The following is a 24,896-nucleotide window of genomic DNA, read 5'->3' on the forward strand; positions in this document are numbered from 1 at the left end:
GATCCGATACGGCCACTTGAGGCGTGATATTTCGACATTCAAACAGGTTCAGGATGAAGTTCGATAGCGGCATCGACAACCGAATAAAGCGATTTGGCAGCATTTTTCTTGCGGTTTTTGTCATAGCGCTTTGCAACCGCTACCTATCGCTGACAGCATACGCCAGGTTCGCCTATGGCGAAACTTACAACGCCGCCGCAGGCTTTAATCCAATCGCAGCCTTTTTCAACACCAAAGCAGAGGTGCTATGGCTAGGCGTTGCCTTGGATGTCTTGTTTTGCGTCACATTTGCCCTGATCTTCACATTTATCCGGGGTCCGTTGCTGACACTGGCGATTGTCATTCTCAGCTTGTTCTACGCAGCCAATATCGAACACGTCAAAGCGAACCTGACAGCAATCGACCTCAACCTCATAGGCTTTGCAACTGACCCTACTTTTATCAAGGCGCAATTCACTTGGGACGTCGCTATCTATACCGTCCTGTTTTCGGCTTGGGCACTGGCCCTTCTGCGGATCGAGCGGATCGCCATCCTGGCGCGATCTTGCGCGTTTGCGGCATTGGCGTTGACCGCCGCAGCCGTTGCCTTTGCCCCAAACAATTTTCGGATAACGGAACCCGCCTGGCTACAATCGCATCCGCTGTTTCCGTCTCTTGGCCACAAATCCCTGACAGTCTCAAACCGAACATTTGAAGAAACCGCCTTTGCGCGTGCAGATCTGCCCGAACTTGGACCGGACAGGTTGAATGTCCTGCTGGTATATCTGGAAGGGCTATCGAATTTCAGCAGGACCAAGGCCGAGATGGACGTTCTCAACGATCTGGCCGACAGGAACATCATGTTCGAACGGTTCATCGGACATCAGCTTATTACCTCAAACGGACTGTACACATCCCTGACAGGAGACCTGCCGCGTTTCATCGGAAGTGAACGCAAGTGGAATGAGCTCTCGGAAGGGGACGGTGCGAAGATGGCCGCTCTTCCAGCGGTACTTTCAGAAGCCGGGTATCACACGGCGTTTCTGCAAAGCGCCAATCTGACCTTCATGTCGAAAGGCGAACACCTGAAAGATCTTGGGTTCGAAGAAGCGCGCGGAGATACCAGCTGGAGCGACGGCCCGGGCGTCCATAGAAACGGTTGGGGCATAGATGACCGCTCGCTTTTCAGAAACGTTGTCGACTACATTGACGACCTGGAGACTGCGCAACCCTGGTTCATCTCTGTTTTGACGACCGGAACGCACGCACCATACAACGTGCCCGAGGAATTTCTGGCCGAGGAAAGCTCGGCCCGGTTCCGATCACTGAAATATGTGGACGCGGCGATCGCTGAATTGATGCAAGAGCTGGAAAACAGGAATCTGCTGGAAAATACCGTGGTCATTTTCACGGCGGACGAGTCTCGGGAATCCTCGAATCTGGCGTCACTGAACAACGAAGTCCTTCTGAACTGGCTTCCCTTTGTGGCAATCCACCCTAGCCAAAAACAGTTATCCGTTTCTCAGGTTGTTACGGGCAAGAAAACTCGAAACCTGGTGCTGGAACTTTCGACAAACTCCGCCGACCCGGATCTGCAGCCGGTGATCGGTGACGTTGAACCCATCCTTTTCGGCAACGTCATCAGCGGGCGTATTTTTTGGTTCGACCCAAAAACACAGGATTTTTTCGCCTGTTTAAACGGACCTCAATTAGGCTGTGAACACTGGAGCGGCGTCGTCGATGTCACACGGCCAACCAAAGGGGCGAGGGTAGAACAAGCTTATTTCCCGGGCCTGCAGGACGTTATTCTGGAACATGAACAGTAGAGACCTTTATCATGACAACACCCAGAGCTCTTTCGGGCAAACTCAGGTGAAGACCTAGACGGATGAAATGCTGACCCTCTCGGAAAATGAACGCTGCCTTGCGTCCGAACTGGTGGACGAATTTTGCCGGCGCGGTGGCGTTGAAGAAATAAGGAACTTCACTTGCGTCTACCGATCCCACGACTTTCCGGACTCTCGACTGGTTCTCAGGGTTGAAACCGGGGCGCGGGACTACGCACTGAAGATCGACACAGAATCCCCTGAAACCGGAAGGTTGAGAAACGAATTCGAGTTGCTCGGCGAGCTCTCCAACTACTTTGAAGAAAACAAGTCGTCGCGCATCGTTCGCCCTATATATTTTTCACCCACCCAAACATTTCTGGTGACAGAATTCATCGATCGACCCACTGCGGTCGATCTGATCTACAACAGCAAAAACGACGATCAGGTTGCGCAGATATTTAGGCGGGCCGGGTCTTGGTTAAATGATCTTCACGGGTTTCGCGCGTCAGTGAATTATGCCTTTCGACCAAGATGGATGACGGAGAGCATTCGTGATTTGTCGAAATCAGTGCCGGAATCCATCGCCCAGGACAGTCAGATCATGGTCAATGCGATGAACGCCGAAGCCGCACGCCTCAGAGGCATTCCTGACATACGGGTGTTCTCGCATGGTGATTTTCACGGGCTCAACCTAATCGTCGGCCAAGGCAAGACAATCGGTCTGGATTTCACAGAAGCACGCAAGAAGCTGGCTGTTTATGATATAGTTGATTTTCTGAAGGCTGATATTTTTCGGGATGGTCCTGCATCCGGCGTGGATCGCAGTGGCATCCTCAGGCGAAACAAAGAGATGTTCCTGCGATTGTACCGTCATCCGATCAACATCGATATTCTGGATTTCTGCATTCGCGGGCGCCTGTTGAAAGATTGGCTGCGTCTCTGCCAACCCGATCACACATGCAGCGACTTCGAAAAGCACATGCGCGCACGGCTTGAGCTCCGGTTGAAACAAGCTTTCGGATAAGCGCGCTCCGGTTCTGAGCTTTAAAACTCACCCTCGAAGCCCGCCTGAAAGAAAAAGACCCAGGTGGTTCAAGCCACCCGGGTCCATTCACTTAATTTCGGTCGTTAAGACTTATTCGCTGGCTGCGGCAGCCACGTCCAAAGTCACACCAGGGCCCATGGTCGAGCTCAGCGCGATTTTCTTCATGTAGGTGCCTTTGGCGCCTGTCGGCTTGGCTTTGGCCACGGCCGAGATGAAAGCGCGGACGTTTTCGACCAGTTTGGCCTCATCAAACGACGCTTTGCCAACACCGGCGTGTACAACGCCGCCTTTTTCCGCCTTGAACTGAACTTCGCCACCTTTGGCTGCTTCCACGGCCGCTTTCACGTCCATGGTCACGGTGCCAACCTTGGGGTTCGGCATCAGGTTGCGGGGACCCAGAACTTTACCCAGACGACCGACGATCGGCATCATGTCCGGGGTCGCGATGCAGCGATCAAAATCAATGGTGCCACCCTGAATGGTTTCCATCAGGTCTTCTGCGCCGATGATATCCGCGCCTGCTTCTTTTGCTTCGTCCGCCTTGGGGCCGCGAGCGAAAACCGCAACACGCATCGCTTTACCGGTGCCGTTCGGCAGGCCGACGACGCCACGAACCATCTGGTCCGCGTGGCGCGTATCAACACCCAGGTTCAGAGCGATTTCGACGGTCTCGTCGAATTTCGAAGTTGCGTGGGCTTTGACCAGTGCAACGGCCTCTTCGACCGACAATTCTGTCTTGCCAGCGAAAGCTTCGCGCGCAGTGCGCGTACGTTTACCGAGTTTTGCCATCTTACTTCACCTCGATGCCCATAGAGCGGGCCGAGCCCAGGATGATCTGCATTGCGCCTTCGACGTCGTTGGCGTTGAGATCTTTCATTTTGGCTTCGGCGATTTCGCGAACCTGCTTCGAGGTCACGGATGCCACGGTCTCGCGACCTGGGTTTTCCGCGCCGCGGGGGCGGTTACGCTTGCCAACCGGCTTCAGACCAGCCGCTTTTTTCAGGTAGTAAGACGCGGGCGGCGTCTTGATGTCCATGGTGAAGGACTTGTCCTGATAATAGGTGATCACGGTCGGGCAAGGAGCGCCCTGCTCCATATCTGCGGTCTTGGCGTTGAACGCCTTGCAGAATTCCATGATGTTGATGCCGCGCTGACCCAGCGCCGGACCAACTGGCGGCGACGGGTTCGCCTGACCTGCAGGAACCTGCAGTTTCATTGTACCAGCAAGCTTCTTGGCCATTTGGTTTTCCTTTCAACTAAGGTGAAACGCGTCTCACCCAGATTATGTTGCGTGGTCCGACCCGGGATCGCGATCCCTGCAACCTCCCACGAGAGAATCTCGCCCGAAGACGATAGGGGCCACTACATAGAAATGGAGGGGTTGGCAAGTGGCTGACCCAAAAATCCGAAACGACCGCTTAGTGCCCAAAGTGCTTGTCCAAATCAAAATGCAAAGGCTAGGGTTGGTAAATGACAGCTTGATTTTGGGATTGTTGGTTTGGACAAGCGAAATGAATTTTGAGGGCAAGGTAGCCGTCATCACTGGTGCGGGAAGTGGCATTGGTAAAGGCATTGCTCGTGTGTGCTCAGAGGCGGGAATGAAACTGGTCTTAGCTGGCTACAATTCCGAACCGCTCCAAGCGTTGTCTGGGGAGTTGACCAACACCGAAACGCTGTGTGTGCCAACAGACGTTTCTCAATTGGACCAGGTTGAGGCTCTTGCGACATCCACGTCGGAAAGGTTCGGCCAGGTTGATTTCCTGTTCAACAACGCTGGCGTTGGCCCAACGGGTCGGACACAAGACACTTCGATGGAGGATTGGCGCTGGACGTTGTCGGTCAATCTCTGGGGGCCGATCAACGGCGTGCAGGTTTTCTTACCGCTCATGGAGCGGCAAGGGTTTGGCCACATAAATAGTACTGCATCCGAATCCGGGCTGTACGGGACCAGCCATCTTGCGGCCTATAATGTTTCAAAGTTTGGTGTTGTAGGGTTGATGCAAAGCCTCGAGCGGGATCTGCGGTCTGCAAACTCCCCGCTGTCAGCTTCGGTGTTTTGCCCAAGTGCCATAAAATCGAGAATACTGGATAGCATGCGTAACAGAACACCTGAATCTGTTGCGAAACATCAGGAGACAGAAGAGGCGCGCCAATTCACTGCAATGATCAAGCCAATCATCGAAAATGGAATGGACCCCAAAGAGGCTGGTCGTATCGTCCTAAAGTCAATTGCCGATGGCAAGTTCTGGATTTTTTCGCACCCTCATGTTCCTGATACAGCCATGGCACAAGCCGTCGCAATGGTAACAGACCAGACCCTGACGAACCTTTGATAGTTGTGCTAATTTCTTTGGATTGATCAATAGAATGGGAATGGCAAAAAAATCGGCTAAGCAGACATAAAAAAACGCTACGTTGCATGTAGCAACGCGGCGCTTCAAAATTCGCTAAAAGCCTTTTAGCTCTGCTTCGTGACCTGCATGAAGTCCAGTTCGACCGGGGTTTCCCGACCGAAGATCGAGACCGACACTTTCAGTTTCTGGTTGTCGTCATCGACACCCTCGACCATGCCATCGAAATCTTCGAACGGACCGTCGTTGACCTTGACCTTCTCGCCCACTTCGAAGGAAATCATCAGCTTGGGCGCGTCTTCGCCTTCCTGAACGCGGTTGAGGATCTGGTTGACCTCGGCATCGCGCATCGGCATCGGACGGCCCTGTGGGCCCAAAAATCCGGTGACCCGGTTGATCGAGTTGATCAGGTGGTAACCGTGATCCGACATTTCCATATGCACCAGTACGTAACCGGGCATAAAGCGGCGTTCGGTCGTGACTTTCTTGCCCCGGCGCACTTCGATCACCTCTTCGGTGGGCACCAGAACCTCGTCGATATCGTCTTCAAGGCTCTGTTCAGCCACCGACGTGCGGATCTGCTCTGCGATCTTCTTTTCGAAATTCGAAAGAACGCTGACCGAGTACCACCGTTTCGCCATGAACCTGTCGTCCTTGTTTGCCTTTGGCGCATCCCGATTTCCCGGGCGCATCCTGAATTAAAATCCTGTCGCGGCCCCGCCGCGGCGTCCGGAATAAAAAGCGGCGCACAGCCCGAATCGCCGCACGCCTATCCCGAAAGGTACCGTGTCACCTACTCTGACATTGCGCGCTGTGCAAGAGGCCAGTGGCAGTTTCAGCAGCGATTCCGCCCCGAATCTCAGCGTTAACCGAAGGAAGTCAGAATCATTTGCAGGCCGCTGCGAATGCCAAGATCAACCAGCGCAAAAAACACGGCGGTCAACGCAGCCATGATGAACACCATGACCGTGGTCAACAGCACCTCGCGCCGGGTCGGCCAGACGACCTTTGCAACTTCGGCACGGACTTGCTGAATGAACTGGATCGGGTTGGTCGTGGCCATTTGGCGTTATCTCTCTGCTAGCGGATGGGCCGGACATAGCCGGGCATTGCGGTAATTTCAAGGGCAGTTGGATCAACTCTGCTTTTCAGGTTTCGCGCCGATCACGGCTTCGGATGATCATCCCATTCATCGCTGAGGATGCGGCGCGCATCCCCCTCGGGGTCCTCATACTGGTTCGAGCGGACAGTGTAGATGAATGCGACCAGACCAACGCCGCCCAGAAACAGGGAAATCGGGATCAAATAGGCGAGTACTTCCATTCGAGTCACCTCAGCCGCAATGCGTTCAGGGATACGGTAATCGACGAGGTCGACATCGCCAAGGCCGCAATCAGCGGCGTCGCCAACCCTATCACTGCAAGCGGCACCGCGACGACATTGTAGATGGTCGCGATCCGGAAGTTCTCGCGAATCCGTTTGGTGGCTTTCACCGCTGTCTCGCATGCGTCCGCAATGGGTGACAGATCATTACCCAGCAGAACGATGTCCGATGCAACACGTGCTGCATCCAAAGCAGATGCCGGCGAGATCGATACATGCGCCGCTGCCAAGGCTGCGGTATCATTCAGACCGTCCCCCACCATCAAAACACGATGGCCCTGATCGCTCAGATCCTGAATTCGATGCGCCTTGTCTTGTGGCAATGCCTCGGCCACCCAGCTTTCGATCCCAAGCACATTGGCCAGCGCCCGGACAGCACCCGACGTATCCCCTGAGATGAGAATGACATCCTTACCAGACCTGCGAAGTGCACTCACTGCCTCAGTTGCGCCTGCCCGCAAAGCGTCCGTGAACTGAAAGACCACCGGCAAGCTGGCTCCGATTGCCAACCACGCAGCGGTCTCGACACCCTGCTCGGCCCCTACCCATGCCGCACGCCCCAAACGCACGCGCTGTCCTCGGAATTCTCCTTCGGTACCGTATCCGGGAACTTCAACAATACGCTGTACATTGGCCGGTTTGATTCCTGCGGCGCAGGCGGCCTTGACCAACGCCACTGAAAGCGGATGCGCCGATGCCTCGGCCAACGCCAGGGCGACCTCAAGATCCGTGCGGGTGTGGTCGCCCAGGTTGGTCAGTTCCGGTGTCCCCGAGGTGAGCGTGCCTGTCTTGTCAAACACAACCGTATCCACTTCGGCCAGGCGTTCGAGCGCTGTGGCGTGCTTGATCAGCATCCCTTTGCGGAACAACCGGCCCGACGCCGCCGTTGTAACGGCAGGCACAGCCAGCCCCAACGCGCAGGGGCACGTAATGATCAAAACCGCCGCCGCAATGTTCAGCGCAGTTCTCAGATCACCCGAATAGATGTACCACCCCAAGAAGCTGAGCGCCGACAGGATGTGAACTCCCGGTGCATAAAGCTTGGCTGCCTTGTCGGCCAGCGACGTATACCGGGACCGACCCGATTCAGCGATGGCCACCAAATCGGCCATGCGATGCAACGAGGTGTCCTCGCCCACGGCCGTCGCCTGAATGGTCAGGGGGCCGGTCAGATTGACCTCGCCGGCACTGACTGTTTGTCCGGGTTCGGCAAAGACAGGCAGTGTCTCACCGGTCAGCAACGAGCGGTCCAGCTCTGACTGCCCCGAGACGATTTGACCATCCACCGGCATGCGGCCTCCTGGCCGAACGAGGATCAGTTCCCCCACGTTCAGAGTGCTGACGGCAACCTCCTCCTCTGTGCCATCGATCAGCCGGATTGCGCGCGGGACTTCCAGTGCGGTCAATTCCTCGGCAGCTGACCGCGCCGCCGCACGGGTCCGGTAATCCAGATACCGCCCGGCGAGCAGGAAGAATGTCAGCGTCAGGGCTGCATCAAAATAAGCATGCTCACCACTCAGCGCTGTTTCCCACAGGGATGTCATCAGCGCCAGCAGGATCGCCAGCACAATCGGCACATCCATGTTCAACCGCCCCACCCGCAGCGCACTCCAGGCGTTGGCAAAGAAAGGCCGTCCGGAGAATGCGATTGCAGGCAGTGCGATCGCTGCGGAAATCCAGTGAAACATGTCCCGTGTCGCATCGGTCGCGCCGGACCAGACGGACACGGACAGTAGCATCACGTTCATCGACGCAAACCCGGCAACTGCCAGCCGCATCAGCAGATCACGCCCGGCTTTGTCGGTCTGAGTTGCGGATAGGGCGCCGGGGTCCAACTCGTGCGCTTCGAAACCCGCACGTTCCAGAACCGGTATTAGATCTGTTGCGCGCGTCTCGGGCGCGGCTTTGATCATGGCCCGTTTCAGGGTCAGGTTAACCCGGGCGTCTTCGACGCCGGGATGGGCGTTCAACTCACGCTCGACCGTTGCGATACAGGCCGAGCAATGGATGCCCGGCAAGGACAAGGCGATCTGCACGTCTTCCGGGATGGGCCGGGCGGGCTCTGACGGGGTCGCTATGCAACCCGGACAAGCCGCCGTGCCGGACGAGAGGTGCGCGGTCATCGCCCTACCCTTTCACATATAGCGGAACACGCTGCGAGAACTCGGCTCCCTCGCTGTCATGCGCCACCAATCGGATGTTCCAGTTTCCCTCGCCCAACGTCGCCGGGGTCGCATAGGCCGTACCATCAAACGTGAAATCCGGCGAGAAATCATCCCGCACGTGGGTCGCACGTCCAACAACGGCTTGCAATTCGGCCACCTGAACCGGAGACCCGTCTTCGTCGGTGATATAGAGAATCAAAAGCCCACCAGTAGTTTCGGCCCGAACCTCCCACCCCAGCGCCCGTTGTTCCTGCAGACGATCGTTGAATTCCTGACTAGCCACGTAGGAATTTTTAACCTCAAGCCCCGGAAAGGTTTTAACAGCGCTGTAGGCAAGCAGAAGGTTCACCGCGATAATCACGCTAAAGGCACCGACGAACACCGCCAAAGCATGCTTGCCTGTAAATTTACGTTCAGCCATGATCAGTTGTCTCGTCCATTAAACGTGGTGTCTTTGTGCGCGCGCTCACCGCTGCTCAGATCCTCGACCCAGATCCGGACAGGCGTCGTGTCAGCCCCGGCAGGTCCGGTGTTCTTTGACGCGATGATATACACGCGGGTCAATTGTGCCGTATCTGCGGTGACATTCACAGTATCGATGGACGTCCCCTCGATCTCCAGCTGCATGGAGGGATCGCCGGTCAGAGACAGCTTGTACAGCCGATCTTCACCGTTTTTGTTGCGGAGCCGCACGTCATAGGTGTTGCGGATCGTGCCATCGGACAGGGTCACATAAGTCGGGTTGCGCACCGGTGCGACAGTCAGGTCGATGTCAGAACGGATGAACAACGCAAACAGCAGCGCAAACCCAACCAGCGACCAAAGCGTCGTGTACATGATCGTACGTGGGCGCAGGATATGCTTCCACACATTTTTCGGCGGTTGACCGGCTCGTTCGTGCGTCTCATCACTTAGGGCCATATAGTCGATCAGGCCACGTGGCTTACCAATCTTGGCCATCATGTCATCGCAGGCATCGATACACAGGGCGCATGTGATACACTCGAGCTGCTGCCCGTCCCGAATGTCGATGCCGACCGGACAGACATTGACGCAGGCCATGCAGTCAATGCAATCGCCCAACTCGGAATCCGCAGTCCGCTTGCCTTTGCCACGCGGCTCGCCCCGCCATTCACGATAGCCGACGACCAGCGTATCCTCGTCCATCATCGCGGCCTGAATACGTGGCCAGGGGCAGGCGTAGATACAAATCTGTTCGCGGGCAAAACCGCCAAAGAAAAAAGTCGTACCTGTCAGAATCAACATGGTGGTGTACGCGGCCGGATGCGCGTTGCCCGTCACCAAATCGCGGACCAGTGTCGGCGCATCTGCGAAATAGAACACCCAGGCGCCACCGGTTGCCAAGCCAATCAGCAACCAAGTTACCCATTTCGTGACCCGAAGGCGGGCCTTGCGGAAATCCAACTTTTCTTGCCGGTGCAAACGCAGCCGGGCGTTCCTGTCACCTTCAATCCAACGTTCAACCAGAATGAAGAGGTCGGTCCAAACAGTTTGCGGGCAGGCATAGCCGCACCACACACGGCCCAGAGCTGAGGTGAACAGGAACAATCCCAGACCAGCCATAATCAGCAGACCAGCTACGAAATAGAATTCGTGCGGCCAGATCTCGATCCAGAAGAAATAGAAACGCCGGTTTGCCAGATCCAGCAAAACCGCCTGATCCGGCAGGCTGGGCCCTCGATCCCATCTGAACCATGGCGTCACGTAGTAGATCCCCAGTGTGACCACCAGAATGATCCATTTCAGATTACGAAACGGTCCGGACACGCGCCTTGGAAATATGGGCTCTCTCGGGGCGTATAGGCTGGGGGCGGGGTCGGAATCGCTCACTGGCTGGCTCCAAAAATGGGTCTTATGAAAGCGTGTTCTTCCAGATCACGTGCGGGCAAACTTTGACATGTGTCAAATGCGTATCGGGCAGACACCTTTTGTCACATCTAGCACATTTGCATCTTAAGCCACCGAACAAGCGTTTTTACCGCTGGTCGAAGCGGTGATTGGCTTGTCACAATGTGATATCCACCCGCACCGGGTTCAGTATAGAGCTCAACGACACGCCCTTCATGTATATCCTGTTCGACAAAATGCCGCACTGTCACAGTAACGCCCTGCCCCGCCCTCAGACCATCCAGTACGAGATTACCCGGTAAGGCGATCCGGCCAGCTTTGGGGTCAAGTTCTGCGCCTTGCCTGGTCAGCCACGTCGTGGCCTCGGTGGTGCCGATTTCCTCAAGCCAAGGGAGATGAGCCAGTTCGTCAGGAGACCAGTCGGTTTTTCCGCCTAACAGTTCCGGCGCGGCAACGATAACGATCGGAGAGCGCAACAGCATTTGCGCTTCGACACCGCGCCATCCGCCATTACCATAGCGAATGGCAATATCCACACCTCCGGGATGCAGGTCTACCACGTCAGGCGAGGGGTCAAGAATCAGGTTTATATCCGGATGTTCGGCACGAAAGGTCGGCAGCCGAGGCATCAGCCAGGACGCTGCAAAAGATGGCGTTAGCGAGATATGGACGGGGCGGTCCGTACCGGAACGCGCCAAATCCTCGACAGCAGCTCCAATTGCGCCGAACCCCAATTGCAGAGCCTGCCCAAGATGTTCGCCTTCCGCCGTCAGAGTCAGGGATTTGCCACTTCGATCCAACAGGGCAACGCCCAAATGTCCCTCAAGCGCCCGCAACTGCTGACTGATCGCGGCATGGCTAACATTCAATGCCTGCCCAGCCTGAACAACATTTTTCTTTTCCACAAAGGCGGCAAAAGCCCTCAGAGAGGCCAACGGGGGTAGCTTCATCCAATCCATATGTAATTCCGGGTTACATATTAGAAGGATAATAGAGTCGCATTTGGCCCGTCAACGATCAATCCTGAGTGCAGCCGACACATCAAGCAGGAGAAAGATCATGCTTACAATTCTTGCAAATTCGTTCATGACTGCCACCCGAATTGATGCGCTCCATACCCGTGACGCGTCCGAACCGGAGGACTCTCGGAAACGCTGGTTTCATTCGCGTCATTGGCGGATGCAAAGCAAGCGCAGGATGGATCAGCGTAACCGCTAAGATGTAGACGGTAGCAAGCTCTGGTTCTATTCTTGGAAAATAGACACCGGCTGTTCAGGAAACGCGCGAACAGATGGAACAGCCGGTGCCGCAACCTCTGGGCGGCAAGCCGCCCAGAGGTATTCTTCAAACCTTACTGACCGCCACCCAACTGGTGGACATAGGCAGATACAGCGCGGATTTGCGCCTCGGTCAGGCGGGTATCCCAGTTTGGCATGACGCCAAAGCGGCTGTTGGTCACCGTTTCGGTCAGAGCCTCTTCGCTACCGCCATACAGCCAGATCGCATCGGTCAGGTTCGGTGCGCCTTGAAAGATGTCACCTGTAGCGTCGTCGCCATGGCACGCCGCGCAGTTGTCTTCGAAAACAACCTTGCCAGCCTGCGCTGCCGCATCATCGGTCTGTGCATTGCTCAGCGACATGACATACTGAACCACCTGAGTGATCTCTTCGTGCTCCAGAATCTCACCAAAGGCAGGCATCTCGGAATAACGCGCGTCGTCGCTTTCCTCGTTGCGGATACCGTAGCTGACAGTGGTCACGATATCATCCAGCGTGCCGCCCCACAGCCATGCGTCGTCCAGCAGGTTCGGGAAGCCCGGCGCACCCTGCGCGCCCGAGCCGTGGCACTGCGCGCACCAGGTCCGGAACACGGCACCACCTGCATTCACCGCATACTGCTGCAGATCAGCCTCCTTGGCGATGTCGTCCAGCGGAGTTTCCACCAGCTTGGCGTTCCACGGGGCGTTCGCCTCTTCAAATGCAACCATTTCCTGCTGCACCAAAGCCCGTGAAGACCAGCCCTTCACACCAGCGGTCGCCGATTGAACCAAAGGCCACGCCGGATACAGAATCGTATAGATCACAGCCCAAATGATGGTGACGTATAAAGTCCACAACCACCAACGCGGCATTGGGTTGTCGAATTCTTCGATGCCGTCCCAGCTGTGGCCCGTTGTATTCGGATCGCCCGGCTGTTTTTCAGGTGTCTTGCTCATTTCCGCGCCTCCTTGACTGCGGCGGGTTTATCCGGGTGCCGGAACGGGATGTTGGCGGTGTCCTTGTATTCCTTGCTGGCACCGGGGCGGAAAACCCAGATGACGATGCCAACGAAGAAGCCAAACAACAGCAGCAGCATCCAACTGTCCGCGAACTGCCTGAGGATCGTGTAAAACTCCATCATATCCTCCTTTAGCGGCTTGCGTCTGGGGTGAAGGTCGAAAAGTCGACCAACGTGCCCAGCATCTGAAGGTACGCAACCAGCGCATCCATCTCGGTCAGTTCAGGCTGACCATCGAAGTTACGTACGTTGACCTTATCGCCATACCGTTCCAACAGGCCGTCATAGTCGCTGTCCGGATCTGCCTGCGCCCGGAAATCGGCCTGTGCCTGTTCGAGCATCTCGTCAGTATACGGGGTGCCAACCATAGCATTTGCGGCCATGACATCGCCGATATACTTACCGTCCAGCTTTCGGCGTTCGAGGAAGCCGTATTTAGGCATCACAGATTCAGGCACCACCGATTGCGGATTGCGCAGGTGATCCACCTGCCACTGGTCCGAGTACCGGCCACCAACGCGGGCGATATCCGGCCCGGTGCGTTTGGAACCCCACTGGAACGGGTGGTCATACATCGATTCAGCCGCCAGCGAATAGTGGCCATAGCGTTCGACCTCATCCCGCATTGGGCGGATCATCTGGCTGTGGCAGGTATAACAACCTTCGCGGATGTAGATGTCACGCCCCGCCATTTCGAGAGGGGTGTAAGGGCGCATGCCCTCCACCTTCTCGATTGTGTTCTCGAGGTAGAACAGCGGGGTGATCTGCACCAAACCACCGATGGTCACGACCAAAAAGCTGAACACCAGCAGGAGGGTCGCGTTGGTCTCGAGGATCTTATGTTTGTCGAGAATTGCCATTGCTCCGGCCCTCCTTATTCAGCCGGGACCGCGACGGTCAGGCTGGCCTCTTTGGCCGGCGCTTTCCGCACAGTCATCCACAGGTTGTAACACATGACCACTGCACCCGCGAGGAACATGACCCCGCCCAGAGCACGGACCACATACATCGGGAACTTGGCGGCCACGGTGTCGGCGAACGAGTTCACCAGGAAGCCGTTGGCATCCACTTCGCGCCACATCAGGCCTTCCATGATACCGGTGACCCACATCGACGCGGCGTAAAGCACAATGCCGATAGTGGCGAGCCAGAAGTGCCAGCTAACCATTTGCAGCGAGTACAGGCGGTCACGCTTCCACAAAACGGGAACCAGATAGTACAGCGCACCAAAGGTGATCATGCCGTTCCAGCCCAGCGCGCCCGAATGCACGTGGCCAATGGTCCAGTCGGTGTAGTGGCTCAGCGAGTTAACCGCACGGATCGACATCATCGGACCCTCAAAGGTGGACATGCCGTAGAAGCCGACCGAGATCACCATCATCCGGATCACGGGATCGGTGCGCAGCTTGTCCCATGCGCCTGACAGGGTCATCAGACCGTTGATCATACCACCCCACGACGGCATCCACAGCACGATCGAGAACACCATGCCCAGCGTCGAGGCCCAGTCAGGCAGCGCGGTATAATGCAGATGGTGCGGACCGGCCCAGATATACAGGAAGATCAGCGCCCAGAAGTGAATGATCGACAGCTTGTACGAGAACACAGGACGTTCGGCCTGTTTTGGGATGAAGTAGTACATCATGCCCAGGAAACCGGCGGTCAGGAAAAAGCCCACGGCGTTGTGACCGTACCACCACTGGATCATTGCGTCCTGCACGCCGGACCAGACGATGACCGATTTTGAACCCCAGATGCTGACCGGTATGGTCATGTTATTGATCAGGTGCAGCATCGCAACGGTGACGATGAACGCCAGATAGAACCAGTTGGCCACGTAGATGTGCGGCTCTTTCCGTTTGATGATCGTACCGAGATACACGGCCAGATAGGCCACCCAGACAACGGTCAACCACAAATCGACATACCATTCGGGCTCTGCATATTCCTTGGACTGGGTCCCCCCCAGCACATAACCGGTCGCAGCCAGAACGATGAACAGCTGATAGCCCCAGAACACGAACCACGCCAGATTGCCGCCCCAAAGACGTGCTGCGCTTGTACGCTGAACCACATAAAACGAGGTCGCGATCAGCGCGTTACCGCCAAAGGCAAAGATCACCGCCGAGGTGTGCAGCGGACGCAGACGGCCAAAGTTCAGATAACCTTGCGCCCATTCGAAATTCAGCTCCGGAAAGGCCAATTGGAACGCAATGAACGTCCCCGCCAGAAAACCGACGACGCCCCAGAAGGCGGTCGCGATCACACCATAGCGGATCACGTCATCCATGTACTCCGCCGAGCGATCTACAAGAATATCTGGTTCATCGGTATTTCGAAGCGTCCAGATGAACAAACCACCAGCGATTAACATCACCAGTATCGCATGCACCTGATACGCCAAATCCCGCGCATAATTGGTCCCGATCGCTGCGAACAGCGCCACAAGACCAAGCGCGATCAGCTTGATGTAATTCGACATATTGCGTCCCTTTGCCGTGCTCCGCGCGATTCCAATGCCGCGCAGAACCTATTTGACTGCCTGCTGTATTGTAGAAAGCCGGCGAGTACTGCTTTGATCTGAGTCAAGACAATAGCCGGTTTTCTGTGACACGCATAAGAGAATGGATGGGTAAACTGGTCACATGAGACCAAATGCCCGAAATATGAGGTCTAAATGGCGTACAAATCTCTTCTCACGGTCATGACCGAAACGAACGCGGCCAAAGCGGCGTTGGCACAGATGGCTGCTTTGGCTGAAGCACAAGATGCCCATGCCGAGGCGTTGTGTCTGGGTGTAGATCGCAGTCAGACAGGTTATTATTACGCTGGCGCGAATGCTCTGATCCTTCAGGAAACGCTAAGCCGGGCCAATGCCGAAGCCGACGAGGTTCTTACCTTTGCACAGGATTATCTGGGCAAGACTGGCATTCGCTGGTCCGCCGAAAACGGTGTCGCCCAAATTGCCGATATCGGTCGCCACGTGGCGCATCGAGCACGGTTTTCGGACCTTGTCGTGTTACCGCACCCCTATGGCGAAGACCGCGGCGCCGAGGCCGAACCCGTTATCGAAGCTGCCATGTTCGAAGGTCATGCGCCCGTTCTGGTCGTTCCTGACAATGCTGAACCGTTTTCGGTTCCGCGCAGTATCATGATTGCCTGGAACGAAAGCGTCGAGGCCATGCGCGCTGTACGCTGCGCCCTGCCTTTCCTCAAACAGGCCGAGTTGGCGCGTATCGTGGTGATCGATCCACCACGCCACGGACCGGACCGATCCGATCCCGGGGGCATGTTGTCCCAAATGCTGGCTCGACATGGTGTGAAATGCGAGATCGAAGTGCTGAGCAAGACCATGACCCGCGTCTCCGACATTCTGAACCGCCACGCGACAGATACGGAATCGGACATGATCGTCATGGGGGCTTACGGCCACTCCCGGTTCCGCGAAGCCATTCTGGGCGGCGCAACCCGGAACATGCTGGAACAGTCGGCCGTGCCGGTTTTCCTGACCCATTGATTTGAAACAAGGTTGATTTCAAAGCCGCCCATGGGGGCGGCTTTGTTCGTTTTAGCCGCGCCGGATCAAACCGATCAGAAACAGCAGGATCACTGCGCCAACAGTTGCAAAGAATATCGACGAGACCAGACCTCCGCCGACTGCGAACCCAAGCGCCGGGAAAATCAATCCGGCCAAAAATGCCCCGATGATGCCAACAATGATGTTGCCAATCAGGCCAAAGCCGCGGCCCTCCATGATCTTGCCCGACAGCCAGCCAGCGATCGCACCAATCAACAACATTGCCAAAAGACTACTGAATTCCATGCCCTGCTCCTGAATTCTGTTTCATCAGGTTCAGTAGATCACGGCTCCCGCGTCAGGTCACGCCGGAACGTGATCAGATCAGGAAACCACCATCCGAATCGTCGCCTGCCTCTTCCATCAGACGCCCCATATCCGGGATCGTGACATGCCGCTTGCCTTCCAGAACGATAACACCGTCCCTTTTCAGAGCAGAAATCTGACGACTGACCGTTTCCAGCGTCAGGCCAAGATAGTCCGCCATCGCCTCGCGCGTCAGAGGCAAGTCGAATACGATCTGACCAGACATACCCTTTTGGCCAACCGAAGCATCCCGGCGCGCGATGATCGACAGAAGGCTGGCGATCTTTTCCCGCGCGGTCTTGCGCCCAAGCACCAGCATCCATTCGCGGGCCGCATCCAGTTCGTCCAGTGTCATCTGTAACAGACGATGCGCGATATGAGGCGTAAGGGTCATCAGATCTTCGAACGGCTTTTTACGGAAACAGCACATGACTACATCCGTTGTCGCCTGCACATCATACGGCGCCGAATCGCGTCCCGGACGACCAACGAAATCGCTTGGCAGAAGCAGGCCGACCATCTGGGTTCGACCATCCTCCATCGTTTGTGTCAGCGAGGCGATCCCAGACACAACCGAGCCAACAAAATTCATCTGGTCGCCCGACCAAATGATCGTCTGACCCGCCTCGAAGCTACGGTAATACTTGATATCCTCAAGTTCTTCGAGCTCATCAACATCACAGTGAGCGCACACCGCCCGATGTCGAATCGGGCATTCGTCGCAATTGGTATGGTCAAACTGTGCTTTCATTTTCGCGTCCGTTTCCACTTGATCTCGGTCAAAGCAGCCAAGTCGTACGTCGCTTAAAGGTATCGCCATGATAGTGAAACCACAATTGGCAAAGCTTGGACTTTTTGACGCGAAAGTACCGCGCTATACAAGCTACCCGACCGCACCCCATTTCAGCAATGACGTGGGGGCCGATCTTTTTGGCGACTGGATCTCGGGAATCAAACCCGGCAGTGCGATATCGCTGTATATCCACGTTCCCTTCTGCCGCAGGCTTTGCTGGTTCTGCGCCTGCAGGACACAAGGAACCCAAACGGACAATCCAGTGATAGCCTATGTGGATGTCCTCAAGGCCGAATTGGATCTGCTGGCCGCACGCCTGCCCGAAGGTGTGGTCCTGTCACGCCTGCATTGGGGCGGCGGCACACCGACATTGCTGAACCCGGATCTGATGCGCGAGCTGGCACAGCACATCCTGGGTATCGTACCAATGGGCCCGGATGCGGAGTTCTCGGTCGAAATCGACCCGAACGAGGTGGACGAAGCACGGCTGGACGCACTGGCCGAGGCCGGAATGAACCGCGCCTCAATCGGGGTTCAGGATTTTGATGATGAGATCCAAAAGACTATCGGTCGCATCCAGAGTTATGACACCACGCGCAACGCAATCGATATGATCCGCGCACGTGGCATTAACAGCCTGAACGCTGACATTCTGTATGGCCTGCCTCATCAGACCAAGACGCGAATGACGGAAAGCGTGCAGAAGCTACTGTCGCTCAGCCCTGACCGCGTGGCACTTTATGGCTATGCCCATGTGCCGTGGATGGCCAAGCGGCAGCAGCTGATTCCGTCAGATGCGCTGCCGACGCCGGAACAGCGGCTGGACCTGTTCGACACGGCCCGGCGCCTGTTTATGTGGGATGACTATGCCGAGATCGGCATCGACCATTTCGCCACGCAGGATGACGGACTGACCCACGCTCTGCAGGCCGGTCGGTTGAAGCGGAATTTCCAAGGCTACACCGACGATCAGGCCGAAGTTCTGATCGGCGTCGGCGCCAGCTCGATCTCTCGCTTCCCGCAAGGATACGCTCAGAACGCGCCGGCCACTTCGACCCACAACAAGTCAATCCGCAACGGGCAGTTTTCAACCTCACGCGGTCATTTGTTCAAGGATCAGGACGTGCTGCGTGCCCGGCTGATCGAGGCCCTGATGTGCGATTTCCAAATCGACACCGCCGAAATCCTGCGCGACTACGACGTTTCAGCGGCTGAACTGGACGAGATGTACCGGGTCGCCAATGCCTCTTTCGGCGGGTTGTTGCACGTCACGGAAGACGGCCTGTTCATCCCACCCGAGGCGCGCGCGCTAACCCGGATGGTCGCCCGCAGCTTTGACGCATATGACCTGAGCAAGGCCGGGCACAGTTCGGCGATCTGATCCCATCGGGCTGGCCTGATTTTCAGCCAGTCACCAAACCAGCATGAGGGGCTTGACGCACGCCTTTGGTTTTTTCCACACTCAAGACGTGGAGAACCTGACCACTCCACAGCCTGAGGCAGGCGAATACGCAGACGGTTCTTGCCGACGCAATCGCGTTCGACAGCCCCTTTCGTGCAGGTACACTGCAACCTGAAAGAGGGACAGCACCTATGCGCGTTTTCACCGTCCTCGGCCCCAGCCAATCGGGCAAATCTACCTTAGTCGAGGCCATCAGCCGCCTCGACGGACGCCCCATCACATTCGATGTCTCCGGAACCGTGCAATTGCACGGTTTTTCTTATTTAGACGAACCTTGGTGCGCGATCGACGTGGATGGCGGCGGCGATGCGCTGGCCTATGTCGGACCCGCCATGGCGATCTCGGACGCTGCCGTGGTCGTGGTTCCGCCCGACCCGGACGCCGCCGTTTTGTGTGCACCGTATCTGCGGCTGGTCGAAGAAGCCGGTATTCCCTGTTTCCTGTTCATCAACCGGATGGACAATCCCAATGGCCGAATTCGCGACATCATCGCGGCGCTGCAAACTTATTGCACTCACCATATCGCACTGCGTCAGGTTCCAATCCGCGACGGTGATACAATCGTCGGCGCCGTCGATCTGATCTCAGAGCGAGCATGGAAGTATCAAGAAGGACAACCTTCGGCCCTGATCGAGTTGCCGCAATCCGTTGAAGACCGCGAACAGGAAGCGCGCACCGAGTTGCTGGAAACGCTGTCGGATTTCGACGACCACTTGCTGGAACAGCTGATTGAGGACAAGCAGCCTGCCAGCGGTGAAATCTATGATCTGGCTGCCCAGGTGTTGCAGCATCACCAACTGATTCCCGCCTGTCTGGGTGCGGCCAGTCATGGCAATGGCCTGACCCGTCTAATGAAGGCACTGCGGCATGAGGCACCAGAGTTCAACATCGCAGCCGGACGCGATGAGGCTGCAGAAAACGCCCGCGCCATTGCGGGTTTTGCTGATGTGAAAAAACACATTGGGAAGATCGTCGTGCTTCGAGGTCTGGGCGATGGCGTCAAAGCTCATGAACCTCTGGGCGGAGAGACTGTGGGCAATCTGACCACATTGGACGCCAAAACCCAGATCGGCGCTTTGGCGGCCGGGCAGATCGGTTTGGCCATAAAGTCCGACCACCTCAATTCCGGCTATCTGTATGACGGCACTTCGGCGACGCCACTGCCGGAATGGGCTGCATCACATCCAATTGCACATCGGCAGGTCGTATCACCCGCGCATGAACGCGACGACGTGCGCCTGTCCAATGCCCTGAGCCGTCTGGTCGAGATCGATCCGGGTCTGCATCTGGAACATGATGAGTTGAGCGGCCATGCGGTACTGTCCTCGCAAGGGCCACAGCACATGCGCCGGGTGACAGCAAAACTTGCCGAGGATTTCGGGATCGAAATTGAGACGGAGCAGGTTGAGACCGCCTATCGCGAGACCATTCGCTCGTCTTTTGAGTATCGATATCGGCATCGCAAACAGTCCGGCGGGGCGGGCCAATTTGCGGATGTTGTGATCTCGGTCGCACCCATGCCACGCGGGGCGGGCTTTCAGTTCGAGGAAAACGTCAAAGGAGGCGCGGTTCCAAGGAACTATATTCCTTCGGTCGAGCACGGCGCCAAAGATGCCCTTTTGCAAGGTCCAGAAGGTTTCCCGGTGGTGGATGTCAAAATCACGCTCAGCGACGGCAAGCACCACAATGTCGACAGCTCGGATTACGCCTTCCGCACGGCTGGCAAAAACGCAGTGCGCGATGCGCTTCCTCAAGCTAAACCGGTGGTCTTGCAACCGGTCCTGAACGCGGAGATCCATCTGCCGTCGGCATTTGTTGGTGACCTTGTTCCGGCAATCAGCTCCCTGCAAGGTCAGGTAATGGGGTTCGAAGGCAACCCCAATACCTCAGGATGGGAGATATTCAACGCCCAGCTGCCCGCCGTTGCCGAGGATGAGTTGCACCGGATTCTGGCAAGCTCCACGCGCGGAACGGGTTGGGTCAAATTGAGTTTCGATCACTACGAAGAACTGCGCGGTCCGATGCCCAAGGCCGCGACACGCGAAGAAGCGAGAGCCTGAAGAACGCAGAAAGGCGGGCTGTTTTCAGCCCGCCGCCGCGATTAATTCACGGGTGTATTCAGTCTGGGCATTCTCGAACAATTCCTCAGCGGTGCCCATTTCGATTACATCACCGTTTCGCATGACAATGACATTATGCGACATGGCGCGTACGACCTTGAGGTCATGGCTGATGAACAAATAGGCCAGCTTGTATTTTTGCTGCAGGTCCCGCAGCAGGTCTACGATCTGTACCTGCACCGTCATATCCAGCGCGCTGGTCGGTTCGTCCAAAACCAGCAGCTTTGGCCGCAACACCATCGCGCGGGCAATGGCAATACGCTGACGCTGGCCGCCCGAGAACTCGTGCGGGTAGCGGTCCATAGAGGTGGGGTCCAGACCGACTTCGGTCATCACTTCGGCAACCAGTTCGCGCGGGGCGCGGTGGGGATCGACCTTGTGGATTGCCAACCCCTCGGCGATGATCTGCTGGCAGGTCATGCGCGGACTGAGGCTGCCGAACGGGTCCTGAAACACGATCTGCATGTCCTTGCGCAATCGCCGTAACTCTCGCGTGGACCAGCGGCGCACATCCTGATTGCGGAAGGTTATCCCGCCTTCGGACGCAATCAGACGCATGATCGCCAGCGCCAGTGTGGTCTTGCCTGAGCCGCTTTCGCCGACGATGCCCAATGTCTCACCCGCGCGCACACTCAACGTCGCATCATTGACGGCTTTGACATGCCCTACGGTCCGTTTCAGGAATCCACGCTGGATCGGGAACCAGACTTTCAGATGATCGGTTCGTGCGACCTCTTCCGCATCCGGGGCAACCGGATCGGGTTGGCCAGAAGGTTCGGCGGCCAACAGTTTGCGTGTATAGGGGTGCTGCGGGTTGTCGAAAATATCTGCCGTCTCACCCGCTTCGACGATCTCGCCATCTTTCATGACATAGACCCGGTCGGCAATCCGCCGCACGATGCCCAGATCATGGGTGATGAACAACATCCCCATATTTTCCGATTTCTGAAGGTCGGCCAACAACTCAAGTATCTGCGCCTGAATGGTCACGTCCAGCGCCGTTGTAGGCTCATCGGCGATCAAAACATCCGGTTTATTGGCCAACGCCATGGCGATCATGACCCGTTGCCTCTGACCACCCGAGAGCTGGTGTGGATAACTGTCCAACCGATCCTGCGGATCGCGGATACCCACCTTGGTCAGCAATTCAACAATCCGGCCCCGTGCGGCATCACCCGTCAACCCTTGGTGCAGCGCCAGCGATTCCGTCATCTGTTTCTGAATCGTGTGCAGCGGGTTGAGCGAGGTCATCGGCTCCTGAAAGATAAAGCTGATATCGTTGCCGCGCACATCCATCAGATGCTGGTCAGAGGCTCCGATCATCTCTTGCCCGTCGTATTTGACGGAACCTTCAACAATTGCGCTGTCGCCCAGCAAGGACACTGTGGACAGGGCCGTGACAGATTTACCCGAGCCTGACTCGCCAACCAAAGCAACGGTTTCGCCGCGATCGACGGTGAAGGACACGCCGTTGACCGCGGCTGAGGCTCGCCCGTCTTGCTGAAACGAAACCTTCAGGTTGTTCACATCCAGCAAGCTCATGAAAAGGTCTTTCTCGGGTCAAACGCATCGCGGACGCCTTCGAAGATGAAGACCAGCAACGACAGCATGATGGCAAAGGTAAAGAACGCGGTGAAGGCCAGCCAGGGCGCCTGCAGGTTCTGTTTCGCTTGCAAGGTCAGCTCACCCAGCGACGGCGCCGATGATGGCAGACCAAAGCCCAAAAAGTCCAGCGAGGCCAAACCTCCAATGGTGCCTGTCACGATGAACGGCATGAAAGTCAGCGTCGCCACCATCGCGTTGGGCAGCATGTGGCGGAACATGATGGTCATGTTACCCACCCCCAACGCGCGCGCTGCCCGCACATATTCCAGGTTCCGCGCCCGCAGGAATTCGGCCCGTACAACCCCTACAAGACCAGTCCAACTGAACAGGATCATCAACACCACAAGCAGCCAGAAACTTCGCCCCAAAACGGCAAACATGATGATGATTACATAAAGCGACGGGGTGGACGACCAGATCTCGATGACCCGCTGGAAAATCAGATCCAGCCAGCCGCCAAAGAATCCCTGCAGGGCACCCGCAAAAATCCCGATCAGGCTGGCGGCCCCCGTGACAATCAGTGTGAACAGGATCGACAACCGGAAACCATAGATCACACGGGCCAGAACATCACGCTTGGTATCATCCGTTCCCAACAGGTTCTGACCGTTGGGCGGCAGGGGTGCCGCGCCGGGACGGTCGACGCTGGTGTTGAAGGAATAGGGGATCAACGGCCAGATGGCCCAACCCCGTTCAAACCCTTCCGACTGAAAGATTCCAGCGTCAATCTGCTCGATAATTCCGTCGGGGTCGTCAAAACAATCTTGCACGCCGCCGCTGTCGATCAGGCATTGCACTTCGGGGTCCCGGTAAATCGCTTCGGTCTGGAAATCGCCGCCAAACTCAGTTTCAGCGTAGAAATTGAAGACGGGCGCATAAAGCTCGCCACGGTATTTCACCAAGATCGGTTTATCGTTGGCGATAAACTCGGCAAATAGCGAAAGGCCGAACAGTACCGAAAAGACGACCAGCGACCAAAATGCCCGCCCATTGCGCCGGAAACTGCGCCAACGGCGCTGATTGAGAGGGGAAAGTGCCATCTACCCCTCCCGCTTTTCAAAGTCGATGCGCGGATCGACCAGCACATACATCAGATCACTGATGATGCCCACAACGAGGCCCATCAAGCCAAAGATGAAAAGCGTCCCGAAGATGACCGGATAGTCACGCGCCACAGCGGCCTCAAACCCGAGGCGGCCAAGACCATCAAGCGAGAAGATCGTTTCGATAATGATTGAGCCGCCAAAAAAGACGCCAATGAAGACGGCGGGAAAGCCCGCGATTACGATCAGCATGGCGTTGCGGAAGACGTGACCATACAAAACCTGACTTTCACTCAGCCCCTTGGCGCGGGCCGTCATGACATACTGCTTTTTGATTTCGTCCAGAAACGAATTCTTGGTCAGTAAAGTCAATGTCGCAAAGGCCGAAATCGTGAGCGCGATGATGGGCAACGCAATGTGCCAAAAATAATCGGCCATTTTACCGAACAGGCTAAGGCTGTCCCAATTGTCAGATGTCAGGCCCCGCAGTGGGAAAATCTGCCAATAGGACCCGCCAGCGAACAACACCAGCAGCAGGATCGCGAACAAAAATCCCGGGATGGCATAAGCCACGATGATGGCCCCGCTGGTCCAGGTATCAAATCTCGATCCGTCCTTGACCGCCTTGCGAATACCCAGCGGGATCGACACCAGATAGGCAATCAAAGTCGACCACAGCCCCAGCGAAATTGACACCGGCATCTTTTCGAGCACCAAATCAATCACATTTATGGACCGGAAATAGCTTTCGCCGAAATCCAGCGTCAGATAATTGCCCATCATGCCCAGGAATCGTTCGAGCGGCGGCTTGTCAAAGCCAAATTCCTTTTCCAAGTCTGCAATGAATTCGGGTGGCAAACCGCGCGCGCCGACATATTTGTCGTCAAACCCACCGCCTATCGGTTCCGCCCCAGCCCCGGTATCGCCGCCACCGGCGAACCCGGCAAAAACATCGCCCTGGCCTTCGATCTGCGCGATGATTTGTTCGACCGGCCCACCCGGCACAAATTGCACCAGTGTGAAGTTGACAATCATGATGCCCAGAAGCGTCGGAATAACCAGCAGCAGGCGTCTTAGGATATAGGCGCCCAT

25 protein-coding genes are annotated in these 24,896 nt (G+C 56.5%); 7 read left to right on the plus strand and 18 right to left on the minus strand.

From position 1 onward, the window contains the following. Positions 1-53: 53 nt before the first annotated feature. Together HW561_RS20335 and HW561_RS20340 are read left to right on the plus strand one after the other, a co-directional pair. On the plus strand, positions 54-1,805 hold the full coding sequence (locus HW561_RS20335) for an LTA synthase family protein (RefSeq protein ID WP_176867191.1): 1,752 nt from the start codon (positions 54-56) through the stop codon (positions 1,803-1,805). Between the two features lie 67 nt (positions 1,806-1,872). Further along, positions 1,873-2,832, plus strand: coding sequence for a phosphotransferase family protein (locus HW561_RS20340; RefSeq protein WP_176867192.1), 960 nt, complete (start codon positions 1,873-1,875; stop codon positions 2,830-2,832). 111 nt (positions 2,833-2,943) lie between these two features. Here the strand turns inward: HW561_RS20340 and rplA are convergent, their stop codons facing one another. Together rplA and rplK are read right to left on the minus strand one after the other, a co-directional pair. After that, positions 2,944-3,642 carry a 50S ribosomal protein L1 gene (rplA, locus tag HW561_RS20345; protein WP_176867193.1) on the minus strand — a complete coding sequence of 233 codons (699 nt, stop codon included), beginning with the start codon at positions 3,640-3,642 and terminating at the stop codon, positions 2,944-2,946. Position 3,643: 1 nt separating this feature from the next. Then, on the minus strand, positions 3,644-4,093 hold the full coding sequence (gene rplK / locus HW561_RS20350) for a 50S ribosomal protein L11 (protein WP_085823307.1): 450 nt from the start codon (positions 4,091-4,093) through the stop codon (positions 3,644-3,646). A 271-nt stretch (positions 4,094-4,364) separates the two neighbouring features. Between rplK and HW561_RS20355 the strand changes: the two genes are divergently transcribed. Further along, positions 4,365-5,186, plus strand: a complete 822-nt coding sequence (locus HW561_RS20355; RefSeq protein WP_176867194.1) for an SDR family NAD(P)-dependent oxidoreductase — start codon at positions 4,365-4,367, stop codon at positions 5,184-5,186. A 125-nt stretch (positions 5,187-5,311) separates the two neighbouring features. Here HW561_RS20355 and nusG read toward each other — a convergent pair whose 3' ends face one another. The 7 genes from nusG to HW561_RS20390 all read right to left on the minus strand — a co-directional run bounded on the left by nusG (position 5,312) and on the right by HW561_RS20390 (position 11,580). Beyond that, the gene (gene nusG, locus HW561_RS20360) at positions 5,312-5,845 is read right to left on the minus strand and encodes a transcription termination/antitermination protein NusG (RefSeq protein WP_176867195.1); all 534 of its coding nucleotides are present in this window, start codon (positions 5,843-5,845) and stop codon (positions 5,312-5,314) included. Between the two features lie 224 nt (positions 5,846-6,069). Further along, positions 6,070-6,267, minus strand: coding sequence for a preprotein translocase subunit SecE (gene secE, locus HW561_RS20365; protein WP_176867196.1), 198 nt, complete (start codon positions 6,265-6,267; stop codon positions 6,070-6,072). A gap of 101 nt (positions 6,268-6,368) precedes the next feature. Further along, positions 6,369-6,527, minus strand: coding sequence for a cbb3-type cytochrome oxidase assembly protein CcoS (gene ccoS, locus HW561_RS20370; RefSeq protein ID WP_176867197.1), 159 nt, complete (start codon positions 6,525-6,527; stop codon positions 6,369-6,371). A gap of 5 nt (positions 6,528-6,532) precedes the next feature. Beyond that, positions 6,533-8,710 carry a heavy metal translocating P-type ATPase gene (locus HW561_RS20375; protein WP_176867198.1) on the minus strand — a complete coding sequence of 726 codons (2,178 nt, stop codon included), beginning with the start codon at positions 8,708-8,710 and terminating at the stop codon, positions 6,533-6,535. A 4-nt stretch (positions 8,711-8,714) separates the two neighbouring features. Then, a complete protein-coding gene (locus HW561_RS20380) occupies positions 8,715-9,173 on the minus strand; it encodes a FixH family protein (protein ID WP_176867199.1) in 459 nt (152 codons plus the stop codon). A 2-nt stretch (positions 9,174-9,175) separates the two neighbouring features. Further along, complete coding sequence (gene ccoG / locus HW561_RS20385) at positions 9,176-10,603, minus strand: cytochrome c oxidase accessory protein CcoG (RefSeq protein WP_176867200.1); 1,428 nt, start codon at positions 10,601-10,603, stop codon at positions 9,176-9,178. A gap of 107 nt (positions 10,604-10,710) precedes the next feature. After that, positions 10,711-11,580, minus strand: a complete 870-nt coding sequence (locus tag HW561_RS20390; protein WP_176867201.1) for a LysR family transcriptional regulator — start codon at positions 11,578-11,580, stop codon at positions 10,711-10,713. A gap of 100 nt (positions 11,581-11,680) precedes the next feature. On the opposite strand from HW561_RS20390, the gene HW561_RS20395 reads away from it, so the two are divergent. Then, positions 11,681-11,839: a hypothetical protein gene (locus tag HW561_RS20395; RefSeq protein WP_176867202.1), complete on the plus strand. Its 159-nt coding sequence runs from the start codon at positions 11,681-11,683 to the stop codon at positions 11,837-11,839. A 133-nt stretch (positions 11,840-11,972) separates the two neighbouring features. Here HW561_RS20395 and ccoP read toward each other — a convergent pair whose 3' ends face one another. Genes ccoP through ccoN form a run of 4 tightly spaced genes read right to left on the minus strand, consistent with a single transcriptional unit; the run spans position 11,973 to position 15,380 of the window. Then, complete coding sequence (gene ccoP / locus HW561_RS20400) at positions 11,973-12,836, minus strand: cytochrome-c oxidase, cbb3-type subunit III (RefSeq protein ID WP_176867203.1); 864 nt, start codon at positions 12,834-12,836, stop codon at positions 11,973-11,975. Continuing rightward, positions 12,833-13,018, minus strand: coding sequence for a cbb3-type cytochrome c oxidase subunit 3 (locus HW561_RS20405; protein ID WP_176867204.1), 186 nt, complete (start codon positions 13,016-13,018; stop codon positions 12,833-12,835). The genes ccoP and HW561_RS20405 overlap by 4 nt, the downstream gene beginning before the upstream one ends. An 11-nt stretch (positions 13,019-13,029) precedes the next feature. Further along, positions 13,030-13,758: a cytochrome-c oxidase, cbb3-type subunit II gene (ccoO, locus tag HW561_RS20410; protein ID WP_176867205.1), complete on the minus strand. Its 729-nt coding sequence runs from the start codon at positions 13,756-13,758 to the stop codon at positions 13,030-13,032. A gap of 14 nt (positions 13,759-13,772) precedes the next feature. Next, positions 13,773-15,380: a cytochrome-c oxidase, cbb3-type subunit I gene (ccoN, locus tag HW561_RS20415; RefSeq protein WP_176867206.1), complete on the minus strand. Its 1,608-nt coding sequence runs from the start codon at positions 15,378-15,380 to the stop codon at positions 13,773-13,775. Positions 15,381-15,575: 195 nt separating this feature from the next. Between ccoN and HW561_RS20420 the strand changes: the two genes are divergently transcribed. Further along, entirely contained in the window at positions 15,576-16,415 is an 840-nt protein-coding gene (locus HW561_RS20420) for a universal stress protein (protein WP_176867207.1), read from the plus strand. 51 nt (positions 16,416-16,466) lie between these two features. On the opposite strand, the gene HW561_RS20425 is transcribed toward HW561_RS20420, so the two are convergent. Both HW561_RS20425 and fnrL read right to left on the minus strand, forming a co-directional pair. Next, the gene (locus HW561_RS20425) at positions 16,467-16,721 is read right to left on the minus strand and encodes a GlsB/YeaQ/YmgE family stress response membrane protein (RefSeq protein ID WP_176867208.1); all 255 of its coding nucleotides are present in this window, start codon (positions 16,719-16,721) and stop codon (positions 16,467-16,469) included. A gap of 73 nt (positions 16,722-16,794) precedes the next feature. Continuing rightward, positions 16,795-17,532 (minus strand): transcriptional regulator FnrL, encoded by a 738-nt coding sequence (fnrL, locus tag HW561_RS20430; RefSeq protein WP_176867209.1) that lies wholly within the window; start codon positions 17,530-17,532, stop codon positions 16,795-16,797. A 67-nt stretch (positions 17,533-17,599) separates the two neighbouring features. On the opposite strand from fnrL, the gene hemN reads away from it, so the two are divergent. After that, positions 17,600-18,955, plus strand: coding sequence for an oxygen-independent coproporphyrinogen III oxidase (gene hemN, locus HW561_RS20435; protein ID WP_176867210.1), 1,356 nt, complete (start codon positions 17,600-17,602; stop codon positions 18,953-18,955). 212 nt (positions 18,956-19,167) lie between these two features. Continuing rightward, entirely contained in the window at positions 19,168-21,096 is a 1,929-nt protein-coding gene (locus HW561_RS20440; RefSeq protein ID WP_176867211.1) for an elongation factor G, read from the plus strand. 24 nt (positions 21,097-21,120) lie between these two features. On the opposite strand, the gene HW561_RS20445 is transcribed toward HW561_RS20440, so the two are convergent. From HW561_RS20445 to HW561_RS20455, 3 genes are read right to left on the minus strand one after another with little or no spacing between them, the layout of a single operon-like run. Next, positions 21,121-22,698 carry an ABC transporter ATP-binding protein gene (locus tag HW561_RS20445; protein WP_176867212.1) on the minus strand — a complete coding sequence of 526 codons (1,578 nt, stop codon included), beginning with the start codon at positions 22,696-22,698 and terminating at the stop codon, positions 21,121-21,123. Beyond that, positions 22,695-23,801 carry an ABC transporter permease gene (locus tag HW561_RS20450; protein WP_176867213.1) on the minus strand — a complete coding sequence of 369 codons (1,107 nt, stop codon included), beginning with the start codon at positions 23,799-23,801 and terminating at the stop codon, positions 22,695-22,697. Before HW561_RS20450 ends, HW561_RS20445 begins: the two co-directional genes overlap by 4 nt. After that, a complete protein-coding gene (locus tag HW561_RS20455) occupies positions 23,802-24,896 on the minus strand; it encodes a microcin C ABC transporter permease YejB (RefSeq protein WP_176867214.1) in 1,095 nt (364 codons plus the stop codon).

The organism is Ruegeria haliotis, assembly GCF_013377785.1.
Taxonomy (GTDB): domain Bacteria; phylum Pseudomonadota; class Alphaproteobacteria; order Rhodobacterales; family Rhodobacteraceae; genus Ruegeria; species Ruegeria haliotis.

Bases quoted from the DNA above. Each gene is read 5' to 3' on its own strand.
- HW561_RS20335 (WP_176867191.1), top strand. From the start codon at position 54: ATGAAGTTCGATAGCGGCATCGACAACCGAATAAAGCGATTTGGCAGC.
- HW561_RS20340 (WP_176867192.1), top strand. From the start codon at position 1,873: ATGCTGACCCTCTCGGAAAATGAACGCTGCCTTGCGTCCGAACTGGTG.
- rplA (WP_176867193.1), bottom strand. From the start codon at position 3,642: ATGGCAAAACTCGGTAAACGTACGCGCACTGCGCGCGAAGCTTTCGCT.
- rplK (WP_085823307.1), bottom strand. From the start codon at position 4,093: ATGGCCAAGAAGCTTGCTGGTACAATGAAACTGCAGGTTCCTGCAGGT.
- HW561_RS20355 (WP_176867194.1), top strand. From the start codon at position 4,365: ATGAATTTTGAGGGCAAGGTAGCCGTCATCACTGGTGCGGGAAGTGGC.
- nusG (WP_176867195.1), bottom strand. From the start codon at position 5,845: ATGGCGAAACGGTGGTACTCGGTCAGCGTTCTTTCGAATTTCGAAAAG.
- secE (WP_176867196.1), bottom strand. From the start codon at position 6,267: ATGGCCACGACCAACCCGATCCAGTTCATTCAGCAAGTCCGTGCCGAA.
- ccoS (WP_176867197.1), bottom strand. From the start codon at position 6,527: ATGGAAGTACTCGCCTATTTGATCCCGATTTCCCTGTTTCTGGGCGGC.
- HW561_RS20375 (WP_176867198.1), bottom strand. From the start codon at position 8,710: ATGACCGCGCACCTCTCGTCCGGCACGGCGGCTTGTCCGGGTTGCATA.
- HW561_RS20380 (WP_176867199.1), bottom strand. From the start codon at position 9,173: ATGGCTGAACGTAAATTTACAGGCAAGCATGCTTTGGCGGTGTTCGTC.
- HW561_RS20390 (WP_176867201.1), bottom strand. From the start codon at position 11,580: ATGGATTGGATGAAGCTACCCCCGTTGGCCTCTCTGAGGGCTTTTGCC.
- HW561_RS20395 (WP_176867202.1), top strand. From the start codon at position 11,681: ATGCTTACAATTCTTGCAAATTCGTTCATGACTGCCACCCGAATTGAT.
- ccoP (WP_176867203.1), bottom strand. From the start codon at position 12,836: ATGAGCAAGACACCTGAAAAACAGCCGGGCGATCCGAATACAACGGGC.
- HW561_RS20405 (WP_176867204.1), bottom strand. From the start codon at position 13,018: ATGGAGTTTTACACGATCCTCAGGCAGTTCGCGGACAGTTGGATGCTG.
- ccoO (WP_176867205.1), bottom strand. From the start codon at position 13,758: ATGGCAATTCTCGACAAACATAAGATCCTCGAGACCAACGCGACCCTC.
- ccoN (WP_176867206.1), bottom strand. From the start codon at position 15,380: ATGTCGAATTACATCAAGCTGATCGCGCTTGGTCTTGTGGCGCTGTTC.
- HW561_RS20420 (WP_176867207.1), top strand. From the start codon at position 15,576: ATGGCGTACAAATCTCTTCTCACGGTCATGACCGAAACGAACGCGGCC.
- HW561_RS20425 (WP_176867208.1), bottom strand. From the start codon at position 16,721: ATGGAATTCAGTAGTCTTTTGGCAATGTTGTTGATTGGTGCGATCGCT.
- fnrL (WP_176867209.1), bottom strand. From the start codon at position 17,532: ATGAAAGCACAGTTTGACCATACCAATTGCGACGAATGCCCGATTCGA.
- hemN (WP_176867210.1), top strand. From the start codon at position 17,600: ATGATAGTGAAACCACAATTGGCAAAGCTTGGACTTTTTGACGCGAAA.
- HW561_RS20440 (WP_176867211.1), top strand. From the start codon at position 19,168: ATGCGCGTTTTCACCGTCCTCGGCCCCAGCCAATCGGGCAAATCTACC.
- HW561_RS20445 (WP_176867212.1), bottom strand. From the start codon at position 22,698: ATGAGCTTGCTGGATGTGAACAACCTGAAGGTTTCGTTTCAGCAAGAC.
- HW561_RS20450 (WP_176867213.1), bottom strand. From the start codon at position 23,801: ATGGCACTTTCCCCTCTCAATCAGCGCCGTTGGCGCAGTTTCCGGCGC.
- HW561_RS20455 (WP_176867214.1), bottom strand. From the start codon at position 24,896: ATGGGCGCCTATATCCTAAGACGCCTGCTGCTGGTTATTCCGACGCTT.